Annotated in this window: 14 protein-coding genes; 3 read left to right on the top strand and 11 right to left on the bottom strand. The window is 53.6% G+C overall.

Going from position 1 to position 13,316, the window contains the following annotated elements; genetic code table 11:
• Positions 1–26: 26 nt before the first annotated feature.
• From fliO to fliF, 10 genes are all read right to left on the bottom strand, one after another.
• The gene (gene fliO / locus HZS52_RS03895) at positions 27–467 is read right to left on the bottom strand and encodes a flagellar biosynthetic protein FliO (RefSeq protein WP_027958746.1); all 441 of its coding nucleotides are present in this window, start codon (positions 465–467) and stop codon (positions 27–29) included.
• Positions 464–991, bottom strand: coding sequence for a flagellar motor switch protein FliN (fliN, locus tag HZS52_RS03890; protein ID WP_027958747.1), 528 nt, complete (start codon positions 989–991; stop codon positions 464–466). The genes fliO and fliN overlap by 4 nt, the downstream gene beginning before the upstream one ends.
• Positions 988–2,043 (bottom strand): flagellar motor switch protein FliM, encoded by a 1,056-nt coding sequence (gene fliM / locus HZS52_RS03885; RefSeq protein WP_190374173.1) that lies wholly within the window; start codon positions 2,041–2,043, stop codon positions 988–990. Before fliM ends, fliN begins: the two co-directional genes overlap by 4 nt.
• Before the next feature lie 21 nt (positions 2,044–2,064).
• Positions 2,065–2,541, bottom strand: coding sequence for a flagellar basal body-associated protein FliL (gene fliL / locus HZS52_RS03880; RefSeq protein WP_141440176.1), 477 nt, complete (start codon positions 2,539–2,541; stop codon positions 2,065–2,067).
• A 180-nt stretch (positions 2,542–2,721) separates the two neighbouring features.
• Positions 2,722–4,263: a flagellar hook-length control protein FliK gene (locus HZS52_RS03875; RefSeq protein ID WP_190374172.1), complete on the bottom strand. Its 1,542-nt coding sequence runs from the start codon at positions 4,261–4,263 to the stop codon at positions 2,722–2,724.
• 19 nt (positions 4,264–4,282) lie between these two features.
• Positions 4,283–4,735 (bottom strand): flagellar export protein FliJ, encoded by a 453-nt coding sequence (fliJ, locus tag HZS52_RS03870; protein WP_190374171.1) that lies wholly within the window; start codon positions 4,733–4,735, stop codon positions 4,283–4,285.
• Positions 4,732–6,126 (bottom strand): flagellar protein export ATPase FliI, encoded by a 1,395-nt coding sequence (fliI, locus tag HZS52_RS03865; RefSeq protein ID WP_141440174.1) that lies wholly within the window; start codon positions 6,124–6,126, stop codon positions 4,732–4,734. The genes fliJ and fliI overlap by 4 nt, the downstream gene beginning before the upstream one ends.
• A gap of 11 nt (positions 6,127–6,137) precedes the next feature.
• On the bottom strand, positions 6,138–6,911 hold the full coding sequence (locus tag HZS52_RS03860) for a flagellar assembly protein FliH (RefSeq protein ID WP_027958751.1): 774 nt from the start codon (positions 6,909–6,911) through the stop codon (positions 6,138–6,140).
• Positions 6,904–7,911 (bottom strand): flagellar motor switch protein FliG, encoded by a 1,008-nt coding sequence (gene fliG / locus HZS52_RS03855; RefSeq protein ID WP_027958752.1) that lies wholly within the window; start codon positions 7,909–7,911, stop codon positions 6,904–6,906. Before fliG ends, HZS52_RS03860 begins: the two co-directional genes overlap by 8 nt.
• A complete protein-coding gene (gene fliF / locus HZS52_RS03850) occupies positions 7,904–9,694 on the bottom strand; it encodes a flagellar basal-body MS-ring/collar protein FliF (RefSeq protein ID WP_027958753.1) in 1,791 nt (596 codons plus the stop codon). The genes fliG and fliF overlap by 8 nt, the downstream gene beginning before the upstream one ends.
• Positions 9,695–9,949: 255 nt before the next feature.
• On the opposite strand from fliF, the gene fliE reads away from it, so the two are divergent.
• Positions 9,950–10,282: a flagellar hook-basal body complex protein FliE gene (gene fliE, locus HZS52_RS03845; RefSeq protein WP_039860567.1), complete on the top strand. Its 333-nt coding sequence runs from the start codon at positions 9,950–9,952 to the stop codon at positions 10,280–10,282.
• Between the two features lie 18 nt (positions 10,283–10,300).
• Here the strand turns inward: fliE and HZS52_RS03840 are convergent, their stop codons facing one another.
• Positions 10,301–10,684 carry a flagellar protein FlaG gene (locus tag HZS52_RS03840; protein WP_022520938.1) on the bottom strand — a complete coding sequence of 128 codons (384 nt, stop codon included), beginning with the start codon at positions 10,682–10,684 and terminating at the stop codon, positions 10,301–10,303.
• Between the two features lie 332 nt (positions 10,685–11,016).
• On the opposite strand from HZS52_RS03840, the gene HZS52_RS03835 reads away from it, so the two are divergent.
• Both HZS52_RS03835 and fliS read left to right on the top strand, forming a co-directional pair.
• The gene (locus tag HZS52_RS03835; RefSeq protein WP_022520936.1) at positions 11,017–12,705 is read left to right on the top strand and encodes an HD domain-containing phosphohydrolase; all 1,689 of its coding nucleotides are present in this window, start codon (positions 11,017–11,019) and stop codon (positions 12,703–12,705) included.
• 192 nt (positions 12,706–12,897) lie between these two features.
• Positions 12,898–13,314, top strand: a complete 417-nt coding sequence (gene fliS / locus HZS52_RS03830) for a flagellar export chaperone FliS (protein ID WP_022520935.1) — start codon at positions 12,898–12,900, stop codon at positions 13,312–13,314.
• Positions 13,315–13,316 lie beyond the last annotated feature (2 nt).

The following is a 13,316-nucleotide window of genomic DNA, read 5'->3' as shown; positions in this document are numbered from 1 at the left end:
GGGCCAAAAAAGGTGCATCCGGTACCTCATGGCGTCTGATGTGGATCGGTGGGCGCAGACGAGTCGCGACGGCCTGCGGCTAGCGCTTTGGATAAACGACGCGCAAAGCGTGAGGAAGGCGGAGCTGATGCGGTTGGCGGGCGCTCTTCAGGGGCCGGGCGCTCGTGGAGTTTAGTAATTCGGCCACCTCCCACTCCAACAACCAACCAGGTATCTTCTACTTCAACAATCACGATACGCTCACGATTTCCCACAGCCGTACTGCCCACAATGCGCAGGTGGGCGCCATGGCGAGTGGTATGGTTGCTCCAGCGCTTTAAAAGCGCTGTACAGATTAAAATGATCGCAATAACGAGAGCTAAAGCCGCGGCAGTCTTGCCCAAAACGGCCATCCCTACCAATGCCTCGCCACCGTTACCTAGTGCATCGAGCGAACCATTCTGCGCCGAAGAGGTTGCAACGCTCATCGGTTCAATTTATGAATACGTTCAGAAGGCGTGATGATTTCAGTAATCCGAATGCCGTACTTATCTTCGATCACAACAACTTCGCCTTGAGCAATCAAGTAGCCGTTAATCAAGATATCCATCGGCTCTCCGGCGAGTCCTTCGAGCTCAATAACAGACCCTTGTGCCAACTCCAGTAACTGCTTAATAGTTAGCTTTGTACGGCCGAGTTCCACGGTGAGCTTCACCGGGATATCCATGATCATCTCAAGCTCACGCGCCTGGGAAGAGCCGCTGTCTGGGCTCAACGGACGGAAGATATCCTCACTTGCCGCTTTCGCTGCAGGTGCTTTGGGCTCTTCTGGGGCAGCGGCTGTCTCTTCTTCGCTCTCTTCAGCAGCTTCTTGTTCCGCCATTGCGGCTGCCCAAGGATCTTCCTCTTCGCTGGCAGCATCGGCGCTGGAGGTAGGTTCTTCTTGCTCGGACATGGCATCCGCCCAATCGTCGTCAGAGACGTTCTGATCAGGCTTATTGGGATCAGTCATGCTTTGGATTCCTTGGCTTTCTGTCGCGTAGACCCTTTAATGAAGTCCTTGGACGATGCATTATTCATAGCGGCATGGTCAATCATATGTAACACACGCAGTGCATGCTGTTGACGTTGACTTCCGTACTCGCACTCCATGACGGGCACCCCGTCAACGCTTGCGGTGATTGAACTTGGAATGTCTAACGGCAGCACGTCGCCTTTTTTCAATCCCATCACATGGGCGATACGGCTGGGTATCTGAGCAAATTCAGCGACTAGCTCCACTTCCGACTGACGCAGCTCACTTGCCATTCGGCGTGACCAACTGCCGTCTTGGTCGTGATTGCTGTCATTAATTGGGTTAGCTAGTAAGTCGCGTAGCGGCTCAATCATGGCGTACGGCATGCATATCTGAAAATTGCTAGATAGGTTGCCCACTTCAATGTTGAACTTGGTGTTCACCACAATTTCATTGGGTGAGTTGGTAATGTTGGCAAACTTTGATTGCACTTCTGAGCGTAAAAAACTGACATCCAGCGGATAAACGACTTTCCAGGCCTCTTGGTATGCCTCAATAGCGAGATTGAGCAGGCGCTGGATAATACGCTGTTCAGTATTAGTGAACTCCCGGCCGTCCGATTTAGTGACAAAACGACCGTCACCACCGAAAAGGTTATCCACCACCATAAAAACGAGATTGGGGGGGAATACGACGAGTGCTGAACCCCGCAGTGGCTTCATCGACACAATGTTCAGGTTGGTAGGCACGGGAACATTACGTGAGAACTCGCTAAAGCTTTGATAGCGAACTGACTCGACGGTAATGTCCGCGCTACGCCGCAGTAGGTTAAACAGGCCAGTACGAAAGTAGCGAGCAAAGCGCTCGTTGATAAAATCAAGCGCATGCAAACGCTCACGAATAACGCGATGCTGGGTCGACGGATCGTAAGGGCGAACCCGGGCTTCATCTGACTCATGGGAAGATGAAGCCGATGGCTCATCGTCTCCACTAACGCCCTTTAGCAGGGCATCTATTTCTTCCTGGGACAGTAGATCGTCCTGTGACATGAACGGCTCCAGTTCCCGAGGTTATTGCACAATAAATTCGGTGAATAAAACTTCACGCAAATCAAGTGGCGGCTGATTCTCCGTCAGCGGGACGTTGAGTCGATCAACAATCGCTTGTGCAAGCTGCTGCTTACCTTCCGAGGAAGTAAGTTCATCAGCCTGCTTGCCGGATAGCAGCATCAGCAAACGGCTGCGCACTTGAGGCATATGCTCTTCTAGAATGGTTTTACTCTCTTCATCACCCACACGAAGAGTCACGCCTGTATAGAGCAAGCGTGAACCATAACTGTCATCGGCAAGATTGACGGTAAAGGGTTCAATACGCATAAAAATAGGCGGCTCGCGCTCCATCGCTTGCTGCATCTCAGCGTCTTCTGAACCGTCATCACGCTGATCCATTACCATATAAATAGCTGCCGCTGCGCCTGCTGACGACAGCAAGACCAGGATGATCATTATCCAGAGCAGTTTTTTTGACCCGCCGCTTTTTTCTGCCATTTGCGATTCCTGTGAACTCCATGCGTATCACTAGCAATGTATTATGCCTAAAGCGCATGCTGGTGATGAAATGAACAGGCTTATTTGGCAAGCCTATCTTTTGGTTTAGCTATTTCACGTACGTATTTATGAGCGTATTAATCGATGTAGTTCTAGAATGGTCATGCACTCTGTCAATGCTTAGGCGTATAGATCGACCCGCCCATCCAGTCTTAGCGGGCTGCGCTCGGTGCTTTGGGTAAGTGATTCATCCAAGCCTATATCGCCGTTGCCGCTCCCAGCCTCGGCACCCTGTTTGCCGCCTGATTGAGCAAAAGCCTGCTCGTTGGGGTCACGCTGTTCGCCAACCGATGTCTCGCCTAGCGAAATGCCTTGCTCAGCCAGCGCTTCCCTCAGCTGGGGAATCGCTTGTTCGAGCACTTGGCGTACCTGGGCATGGGCGGACAAAAAGTGCGCTTGCGCCCCCTGTTCACCAAACTTCAGGGAGATAGACAGCGGCCCTAATTCTGCAGGGTTTAATTGCATCTGAACGTGCTGTTCGCCACCACGCTGTGAAATCTGTACTAACTGCTGGCTCAACTGTTGTGGCCAGGCGGGGCTGTTGACAGGTGTCGCTAAAGTGGCCGCTGTCGGTGTGACATTGGGCGAAAAGCCTTGGGTAGATTGCGATGTAGCTAACGGACTGCTGCCGGTATTTAACGATAATCCAGTAAGTAAGTGCTCACTGCTTGGGCTTGCTTTCGAAGCCCCGTCTCCTGTCAATAGAGCGGACATTAGGGCTTCGCTGCTGATCTGGGTGGCTGCAGTGGGGGAGTTAATCTGCTGAGCTGCATTACCAGTGTTCATTTGAGCAAAGAAAGTATCAGGTTGTGGCCTTAGGGCTGCCTGGAGCTCGGCAACAGGCGAGCGGACATTGGTTAACTGAGCCGACTCTGCTGATTGGGGGGAGGCACTTTGTAGCTGACCAGCCAGCGCATTTAGCGCGGAGGCAAGCTGTGCTGCTTCCGTTTGACTAATATTTAACTGCTCAGCGACGACCTTCAGCTCTGCTGGGACGATAGGCTGCGCAGCATCCGTTTGATTAATATTTAACTGATCGGCAATGGCTTCCAGCGCGGCTGGGTCGATAGACTGCCCAGGCCCACTTTTATCCATACTTAGATACTGGGCAATTGTCTTGAGTCCCTTGGAATCGACCAGCTGTGCCGCTTCCGATTGACTAATATTTAACTGTTCAGCGATTGCTTCCAGCGTGGCTGGGGCAGCGGGTGAAGCCAACTCAGGCCTGTTTTCCGTAAAAGATGCCATTAGCGCGAGACGGCCGGCAATTTCGTCAAGGGGAGTCGATGCTTCTCCAGCATCTAGACCTAGCGTTTCTAGGCTGACCTCTGAGCTTGGCTGTTGCAACTGAGCCAATAATTCAGACAAATCGCGCTCACTGACATCCAGTCCCAGGGTTTGCAGGACTTCGTGCAAATTTTCTACATCGTCAGCTGATGCATTCGACAAAAGAGAGCTGAGTTCATTTAGCTGAGCTTTCGATCGCGGCGTATGAGAAGCAGCAGCTTCACTGAAAGCAGACGCTGATAATCGCTGAGTGCCAGACGCTTGCAACAGCGTTTGATGAAATACGCCCTTAGCTGTGTCTTGTTGGCCGAAAGTGCCTTGAGACTGCGTCTGAGGCGAATTTTGGTTGACCGAAAGCAACTGGTGAATGTTCATGTTCAGTTCCCTGGCCCCGCTAATGCGGAGTGTCGTTATGCTGACGAGCCGCGCGGCTTGTCACCAAGTCATCGTTAGTTTTTTGTTCATGACGTTCACTGCGGCGGTGCTCTTCAAGTAGTCGACGCGACGCCAGTGTATCGTAGGAAGAGAGCTTTCGCTGCTCTTGTTGCCAGTTCTTTTTACTCTGTTCAACGCTTGTCTGTTGAGACGCTAACGCTTGTCGAGCGCGGCTTAGGGCCGCGTCCAAAGAGGCTAAGAACTGCTGATAGTTGTACATAGTGGCAGGGTCAATGCCGTCACGCATCGCTTTCTGTAAGCGCTCAGCGTACTCCGCCCGATAGCTCAGTAGCGACTGTAACTGAGCGGTCGTTTGTTGCTCCGTTTGTCGCTCTTGTGCCAGTACTTTACCCGCTTGGTCGCGGGCGCCTCTGGCTAGGTCGGTTAACATTTCAAGCTGGGAAGTACTCATGCGCGTCCTCCTACCAGTGCGTGTAGCGCTTGGCGAGCATCGGCAAGCGTTGCACACTCATCAATATTCTGTTGAAGGAAGTTTTCCAACGAGGGAAAGCGTTTCACTGCTTCGTCGAGCTGTGGATCATGGCCAGGGCTGTAGGCTCCCACGCTGATCAGATCCCGGTTACGCTGGTAGCGTGAGAATAGTTGCTTGAAAACCCGCGCCTCCTGAAGCTGGTCTGCTGAGGCGATGGAGGTCATTGCTCGGCTAATTGAAGCTTCAATATCGATGGCCGGATAATGACCTGCTTCCGCTAGCGTTCTCGACAGCACGATATGCCCGTCTAGAATGGCGCGAGCAGAATCGGCAATAGGATCTTGTTGATCATCGCCCTCGGTTAGCACGGTATAAAACGCCGTAATGGAACCACCACCACGCTCAGCATTACCTGCGCGCTCCACTAAGCCGGGTAGCTTTGCAAAAACCGACGGCGGATAACCTTTAGTAGCGGGTGGCTCACCAATGGCCAGGGCAATTTCCCGCTGTGCCATGGCGTACCGGGTTAACGAATCCATGATCAGCAGGACATCGCGACCTTCGTCACGAAAACCTTCTGCCAGGCGAGTCGCATACGCGGCACCCTGTAAGCGCTGTAGCGGTGAGGTATCAGCGGGGGCGGCGACGACAACAGCACGCCGTCGACCCTCAGGGCCCAAAATGTTATCGATAAAGTCTTGTACTTCACGGCCCCGCTCACCAATCAAGCCCACCACAATGACATCGGCCTTGGTGTAGCGTGCCATCATGCCTAGCAATACTGACTTGCCCACACCGGAGCCTGCAAATAGCCCCATACGCTGACCGCGACCTACGCAAAGCAGCGCATTAATAGCGCGAATGCCTACGTCAATTTGCGCATCAATTGGCGCGCGAGAAAGCGGATTAAGCGGCGGCGAGCTGAGTGTTGCTCGAGGTATCTCATCGATGCCCTCCCGATCATCAAGCGGATTGCCATTGCCATCCAGTACCCGGCCCAGCAGACTATCGCCCATAGGGAAGCGGCGGGCACTGTTGTTGCCGCTTTCATCAAGAGGCGCGACGCGAGCGCCAGGCATTAGCCCTATGACCTCTTCCAAGGGCATCAGGAATAGCTTATCACCAGAAAAGCCGACGACTTCCGCTTCGGCATGCCTATCGCTGTCGGACAAGCGACCGTCGCTGCCCGGCAATTCAATCCGACAGGCGCTACCTACGGCGACACGTAGCCCAACCACTTCAATCACCATTCCCGTCGCACGAATGACGCGGCCGTTATTGCGGTAGCGAGGCAGATGGCTAACACGCTGCTGCGTGCGTCGCAATGCCTTATTCCAGCGATGTTGATGGGGACAGGTGGTATCTGCCATAGCGTATCCGCCTAGGATGAAGGGACGTTAGAGGAGGGTGGAGAATTGAGACCGCGTTTGCGCGATTGGGCTTGAATAGCGTGCCAACGGCTTTCAAAGGTTGCGTCAATTTCACCCTGAGCACTGGTTACCCGGCACCCGCCACGGGCCAGTTGGTCATCAGGCTGGAGCTTCCAATTGGCGGCCCTGAGCTCATTACCCAAGTGCTCCTCTACTAAAGCGTGATCATCGGGGTTAAGCCAAAGACGTTGCTGGCCTACCAAGGGAGGCTCGGTGTGCAGAAGCTCGCGGACAATGGCCAAAACTTGTTCAGGTGTGTCCTGTAGGGCATCGCTAGCAAGTTGTTTGCCGGTGGCCAGTGCTAACTCAACCAGGTCGTAGGCGATGGTGTCATCAAGGCGTTCAAGCGCATTTGAAAACTGTTTGCCCAGTGTTTCCAGCGGCGCAACGGTCTTGTGGATTTGTGCTTCTAGCTCTTTTTTGGCCTGTTCGGCAGCGTCTGCTAACCCCTTTTCCAACCCCTCTTTGCGACCCTGCTCAAAGCCTGCGTCATAGCCCTCTTTTTCGGCTTGCTGACGAATACGCTCGTGCAGTGCCTGGCGCTCATCCTCTTCACGTTGGCGTGCCAGTTCAGCCGCTTTTTGTGCCGCCTGTACTTTGCGTTGATGGGCCGTGGGTACCTCGCCCTCTGAGGCATGGCTACTCTTCGTGGACGCCAGTTCTTCCATTTGCCAGCGGCGCCAATCGCCATGGCGATCAAATTTCGGCGAGTGAGTATTAGACATACTCGTCGTCTCCACCTGCCAAGACGATTTCACCAGAATCAGCTAAGCGCCTAACGACCTGCAATATAGCCTTCTGCTCGGTTTCCACCTGAGAGACGCGGATCGGGCCGCGGGCTTCCATATCTTCACGAACTAAATCGGCAGCGCGCTGTGACATATTGCGCAGGAATTTGTCCACCAAGGCGTCCTGAGCCCCTTTAAGGGCCACCACCAGCGAGTTGGTATCGACTTCTTGGAGCACCATTTGAATAGCGCGGTTGTCGAGGTCGAGCAGATTCTCGAACAAGAACATTTCGTCGATAATTTTCTGAGCCAAATCCTCGCTGTGCGCACGCACGGTCTCGATGGCGGTCTCTTCTTGGGAGGAGTTCATCAAGTTGAGGATCTCGGCCGCGGTTCTTACGCCGCCCATTTTGCTGCGCTTGAGGTTCTGACCGTCCAGCATGCTAGTGAGTACTTCGGTCAGCTCTTGCAGTGCGGCGGGCTGAACGCCGCTGAAAGTAGCGATACGAAGAACCACGTCATTGCGCAGTTTTTCCTCGAATAGCTCAAGGATGTCGGAGGCTTGATGACGATCCAGGTGAACTAGAATGGTTGCGATAATTTGCGGGTGCTCGTCGCGAATGAGTTCGGCCACCATGGAGGCTTCCATGAGGTTAAGCGCGTCAATGCCCGAATTATTGCCAGTGGTCTCTAGAATATCTTCAATCAGACTCGTCGCGCGTTCGCTGCCCAGTGCTTTGGTCAGCACTGAGCGAATGTGATCGCTGGAGTTAAGATTAAGCGCTACAAACTCTTCGGTCTCTTTATGGAATGCTTCGAGCACCGCCTTCATGTCGTCATGGGAGACCTGGTTCAGCCGGGCCATCTCCATACTGATTTCTTGCACTTCCGCAGCGCCGAGGTATTTAAAGACCTCAGCGGCACTGTCTTCATCGAGTGCAAGCAATAAGATGGCGCTCTTGCGAGCCCCGTTCATTTCAGCAATTGAACTACTCATTGGCATTCATCCAGCTACGAATGATCATCGCGACCATGCGGGGGTCTTCTTGAGCCATTTCACGCAGGTCATTGAGGTTATGCTCATAGAGTGAGGTTTTACGCCGACGCTTCGGCTTGGCGTAGGTCTCATCGCTCTCGCCTGATGGCTCTTCGCCTTCTTCGTCATCATCTTCACCGCCTACGCTGGCGGCCAGCGTGCCGCCGGGCGTTGCTGCCGCCATAACCGGTGTTTGGGTATAGCGTTTAATTAAGGGGCGCAAAATCAGCAGGTAGAGCAATAGAATCGCCAGGGCAACCAATAGGTAGCGACCTACCTTGCCAGCCAGTGACAGAACGCTGGGATCTTTCCACCATTCGACCTCCGCGGTTTCCTCGACACTGCGCGCGAAGGGAGAGTTGACGACCTCCACTTCATCGCCTCGCAGTTGCGAGAAGCCCATTGCTTGACGAACTAGACGCTCAATCTGGGCAATTTCTTCATCGGTTAGCGCAACGTCGACCCACTCGCCTTCATCGTTCATTTCCGAACGGTAGTTTACGACCACCGCGGCGGATAGCCGCTCTATCTGACCAAGGCGATGCTGGACATGCTCAATGCTGCGATCAACTTCGTAGTTGATGACGTCATCCTGACGCAAGTTGCGCAACGCTTCGGGGGGCACATCCTCTTGCTGATTAGCATCCTCTTCCTCGCCCTCCGGCTGGTTGATGGGGGAGGGCAGTGTGCCTGGCGGCGTGTTGCTCAGCGCGCCTGGAATGCCGGTGGCCAATGGGTCTTCACCGTCAAATGTAAGGCTTAGCTGGCGGCTACGTACGGCTGCTTCGTTGGGGGGTTGATTGGGCCCGTAGCGTTCAGAGGTCTGCTCGCGTCGAGAGAAGTCGATTTGCGCTGCAACCTGGGCGCGCACATTATCACGACCCAAGATGGGCGTTAGAATATGCTCAATACGCTGCTGGTAAGAGCGCTCAACCTCGACAATATATTCAAGCTGTGAACCATCCAGGTCATTACCGTTGCTTGTCTCGGCAGACAGCAGTCGGCCATCCTGATTAACCACCGTGACATCTTCAGCGGCTAGGTCAGGCACGCTGCCCGAAACCATATGAACGATCGCGCTGACCTGACCTTCACCTAAAACCCGGCCTGGTAGAAGAGTCATCACAACGGATGCTTTAGCTGGCTCACGGTCGCGAATAAAGACTGATGGCTTGGCCATGGAGAGGTGCACTCTCACGCTTTCCACCGGCCCCAGCGATTCGATTGAGCGCGCAAGCTCACCTTCAAGACCTCGCTGGTAGTTAATTTGCTCGGCAAACTGGCTAATCCCAAATGCCTGGCTGTCCATTAGTTCAAGGCCAAGGTTGCCCCCGCGGGGTAACCCCTGCTCAGCAAGCTGCAGGCGCAGTGTGTGGACTTGATCACTAGGCACCATTAATGCCTGGCCACCTTCGCTGAACTGGTAAGGAATGCCGCGGGTATCGAGCTCATTGATGATGCTGCCACCATCAGCTTCGCTTAGGTTGCTATACAGCACGCGGTACTCAGGGCTACTGGCCCACATAAATAGAGCCGCCACAATAGCAATTGAGGCGGCGCCTGCGATAAGCAGTGCGACTAGCGGATTGCCACGCAGCTGTTTCAGCGTACGCTCAAAAGCTGAGCCGCTGGTGTCGCGTTCGGTATTTCCACTACCGGTGCTTCCACTATTGATATTTCCACTGCGGGGAGCGGCTTGATTCGTACTGTTTTGACGGCCTGCCGTTGCACCGGTTTCGCTCATGCGACCCTCCAGAGGGGCAGGCAAAACTGGTGTCGGCCCAGGCGCATCACCAAAGAAGGCATAGGCTATATCCGTCGATCGCGGTTATCCGCCAAAAAGATGAGGCGGAATTGTGATGACAGTCATTATCCGGTGACTAGTCGAGCATAAAGGAACGATAAGCTTCGCTTTTTATGCGCATTTGTCCGTATGAGGCGGGGCGCTTTGGTGTTAGGCTTTTTGCATTAGATATTTTTTGCGAATTGAGGTGAGCGTATGAGTACTCCCGCAATACAGGCTGCGCTACAGCAGATGCAAGGCATGGCGACTCAAGCGGCATCCACGCAGCCCCTTAGTGGTGCGCAGGCGTCAGCGGCTGTCGGGCAGGGCGGTTTTGGTGGTGAGCTGCAGGCCTCGATTCAGCGCATTAACCGACTTCAGCAGACGGCTAACAGTCAGGCGATGGCTTTTCAGGCGGGTGATCCTGATTTGCAGCTCAATGACGTGATGGTTGACATGCAGAAGGCCAGCGTTGCGTTTCAAATGGGGCTTCAGGTTCGCAATCGTTTGGTATCTGCATATCGTGATGTTATGAACATGCAAGTGTAGGGTTGTCTACGTCACGCATTAGGCTTCAATTGAGATTATTCGTCCCTGCATTTCTTCAAGTCGCTCGGCAATCTTGAGTACTTCTTCTGCTGGGATCTGGCGTATGACGTCGCCAGACTCCCTGTCTACGACTCGCGTGATCACGCGTGATGTTTCTTCGCTTAATTCGAATTCTAAGCCATGTGGGCGCATTATCTCGTTGATGCGTTGAATGGGTGCGACGAGTTCGTTGGCAGAAGTTTTCTGTTTGACAGAAGTTTCCTGTTCGGTGGTATCTGCGCTTATAAGCTGAGTGTTGGTTGTCGCTAGCTGAGCCAGTGTGTTTTCTAGCCGCTGGCGGGGATTTAAGTGAGTTAGGGGCGATGACAGTGGTGTTATTACTTCGGTGGGTAGTGAGCTCATGGGGCACGTTCCTTTTTAATGTCAGCTTTGGCAGCCAGTTAGTGGTGCGATAGCGTGAAACGGCAGCCATAGCTCGGTTTTTTGCTAGTTAGTAAGCGTTTCTACATTGGTATCGGCAGGATGCTGAAAAACTTTACGCTTACTGGCATGGCATTGTGTTTGCTTGTTATTGGTAGCGTCGACACTACACGCTCTGTCTCTTTGCTTTTCTATAGCCCGCCTAATAAGCATGAGAAAGATGGCTTTTTGTGCATACGCCATGCTGTGGGCATCTGATATGCTTCTCGAGTTTGCGGTGAACTAATTAACGCATAAGAGTAAGCGAGGCGAGAATGGTGGCGCAGCAGGATGAGTTTGAAACAATAGTAAGTACAACAGTGATCGAGTCTCTGCTGAATACCTTGATCGAAACCGGTGGCGTTTCGCTCTGTCTTGCTGCGACGGGAGCTCGTCCAGAGCCCATTGTCTTGATGGAGCAGCACCAGGGCCAAGCATTGGTGATGGATCTTTCCTCTGTTGACTATTTACTTCACCATTTACAGGGTGGTGCTGCGTTTTACTTGCGCGGGCAGGCGCAGGGGAAAGTGCTGCAAACGCCGCTCCTGCAACTGACGGAGACGCGTCAGGCCGGGGGGCGCTTTTTGTGTTGCAGTGATTATCCTGCATCGTTGGAAGTGCTGCAGCGTCGTGAGTCCTTCCGTGCTGAGCTGCGCATGGGGATGGTGGTGTCGACAGGTTTGTATGGTGGTGATGCCGAGATAGAGGGTGAGTTGAGGGATTTGTCCCAGGATGGCTGCCAGCTTGAATTGCCATTGGCCGCTAGCGGGCTGCTGGCGGGAGCCGCTAGCCCCCTAAAGTTGGCGTTTACCTTTCCCGACGGCACCTACTTTGAAGTGCTTGGAGAGGCTCGTCATCAAAAAACCGACGCTGAGCGTCATCTACTGCGCGTCGGTTTTAACTTCGTTGAGTGTAGTGCGGAGCAAGAGCGGCAAATTTGGTATTTCGTGTGCGAAATAGAGCGCGAAGCGGCACGCTATAAAAAAGAAGAACAAAACGAGCGTCAGCCCTCACCGCTGTTCGCGCTGCCAAGCAAGCGACCGGGTGCAGGAGAGTTGCTTGGGCGGCGTGATGTCAAGCGCTACGCGACCCCTATGGCGCGTCGGCTTGTCAAGGTCGCTGCCTATCTGGATACACAGTTGCTGTCGTTACAACAAGGTAGCGATATCGATGGGCGTCAGCTCTCCCGCTATGCTGATCGCATATTGGGTCTTCATGAAGAGGATCGTGAGGCGTTGCTGTTCGCTTCACGTTGCTTATCTCCCGAGCCTTTAATAGTGCGCCACGGTATTGCTGTGGCTGTGCATTTGCTCGATTTTGTGGGAGCCAGCATGCCTCGCGAGTTGCGCAAGGCGATAGTGGCCAGCGGTCTTATTCACGATCTTGGCAAGGCGCTTGTGCCTCAGGTGCTGTTCAAGGCGCCGCACTTTGAAGCTAAGCATCGAGAGGCGATCAGTGAGCATGTCCAGCTGTTGCTAGACCGTTTACATAACTGCCAATGGCTGTCGGCGGGTATTGTCCAGGCGGTGATTGGGGGGGTTAACGAGCGTATGGATGGTAGTGGGTATCCAAGTGGGTTGAGTGGGGCTGACCTCAGTGAGCTGGCTAAGGCGAGTGCCGTTGTCGACGTAGTAGAGGCTATGCGGCGTGATCGTGCAGATCGTCCGGCTAAAACAGCACAGCAAATTTACCGGCATTTATTGCAGCACCCACACCATTTTGATATGCGCTGGGTTAAACGCTATATCGATCATTTCAAGGGATTGCCAATAGGTTCGCTGGCGCACTTCTCTAGCCAGCAGAAGGGGTGGATCTTACGTCTTGATGCTAAAGGTAACCCCACGGAGGTATTGCTTGCGCCACAGGTCGAGCCGCCAATGCGTGACAATGTGGGAGTGGTCGTGCAGAGCAATATCGCTGAGCGACTTGGGCGAACCGTCGGTGAGATCGCAGTGTCTACTTGAGTGGCAATGAAGTGAATGCGTGATGGCAGTTGGTCGATGTCATGGGCTGCGCTGAAAAAAGCGTTGTAAGCCGTTAAAGTCCCCCAGACTCACGCCGATAGTTACTAGTAGTGCCGTTTATTTTTACCTTTTAATAATCGTGGTCTCACCCAATCGAGGGTGAGCATAAAATCACGCACAGGAGTTCCGCTTATGACTTACTCTCGCGGTGGCGCCGCCTATGGGCGGGGAGCTAACGCTTATGCGCGTGTTGGCGTAGAAAGCGGAGTGATGTCGGCAGATCCTCATCAGCTTATTGTGATGTTGTTTGACGGCGCCCAGGCCGCTATTCGTGCTGCACGCATCCATATCCAGGCGGGTAATACAGCCGAAAAAGGCAAGTCGATAACGAAGGCGTTGGATATTGTGAATAATGGCCTCGCAGCGGCTCTTGATCAAGAGCAGGGCGGCGAGATTGCTGAGCGCTTAGCGTCGCTTTATGACTATATTTCGCGCCTACTGTTGGCGGCGAATCTGCGTAACGATGAAGAGAGCTTAAATCAGGCCGAACGCCTGCTCGAAGATATCGCCTCAGCCTGGCGTGATATTGGTCAACAGCAGAGCGCGTGAGG

It is taken from the genome of Vreelandella titanicae, assembly GCF_014697095.1.
Taxonomy (GTDB): Bacteria; Pseudomonadota; Gammaproteobacteria; order Pseudomonadales; family Halomonadaceae; genus Vreelandella; species Vreelandella titanicae.
The sequence above is the reverse complement of the archived record's forward strand: the minus strand, read 5'-3'. Positions and strand labels throughout refer to the sequence as shown.

Bases quoted from the DNA above. Each gene is read 5' to 3' on its own strand.
- fliO (WP_027958746.1), bottom strand. From the start codon at position 467: ATGAGCGTTGCAACCTCTTCGGCGCAGAATGGTTCGCTCGATGCACTA.
- fliN (WP_027958747.1), bottom strand. From the start codon at position 991: ATGACTGATCCCAATAAGCCTGATCAGAACGTCTCTGACGACGATTGG.
- fliM (WP_190374173.1), bottom strand. From the start codon at position 2,043: ATGTCACAGGACGATCTACTGTCCCAGGAAGAAATAGATGCCCTGCTA.
- fliL (WP_141440176.1), bottom strand. From the start codon at position 2,541: ATGGCAGAAAAAAGCGGCGGGTCAAAAAAACTGCTCTGGATAATGATC.
- HZS52_RS03875 (WP_190374172.1), bottom strand. From the start codon at position 4,263: ATGAACATTCACCAGTTGCTTTCGGTCAACCAAAATTCGCCTCAGACG.
- fliJ (WP_190374171.1), bottom strand. From the start codon at position 4,735: ATGAGTACTTCCCAGCTTGAAATGTTAACCGACCTAGCCAGAGGCGCC.
- fliI (WP_141440174.1), bottom strand. From the start codon at position 6,126: ATGGCAGATACCACCTGTCCCCATCAACATCGCTGGAATAAGGCATTG.
- HZS52_RS03860 (WP_027958751.1), bottom strand. From the start codon at position 6,911: ATGTCTAATACTCACTCGCCGAAATTTGATCGCCATGGCGATTGGCGC.
- fliG (WP_027958752.1), bottom strand. From the start codon at position 7,911: ATGAGTAGTTCAATTGCTGAAATGAACGGGGCTCGCAAGAGCGCCATC.
- fliF (WP_027958753.1), bottom strand. From the start codon at position 9,694: ATGAGCGAAACCGGTGCAACGGCAGGCCGTCAAAACAGTACGAATCAA.
- fliE (WP_039860567.1), top strand. From the start codon at position 9,950: ATGAGTACTCCCGCAATACAGGCTGCGCTACAGCAGATGCAAGGCATG.
- HZS52_RS03840 (WP_022520938.1), bottom strand. From the start codon at position 10,684: ATGAGCTCACTACCCACCGAAGTAATAACACCACTGTCATCGCCCCTA.
- HZS52_RS03835 (WP_022520936.1), top strand. From the start codon at position 11,017: ATGGTGGCGCAGCAGGATGAGTTTGAAACAATAGTAAGTACAACAGTG.
- fliS (WP_022520935.1), top strand. From the start codon at position 12,898: ATGACTTACTCTCGCGGTGGCGCCGCCTATGGGCGGGGAGCTAACGCT.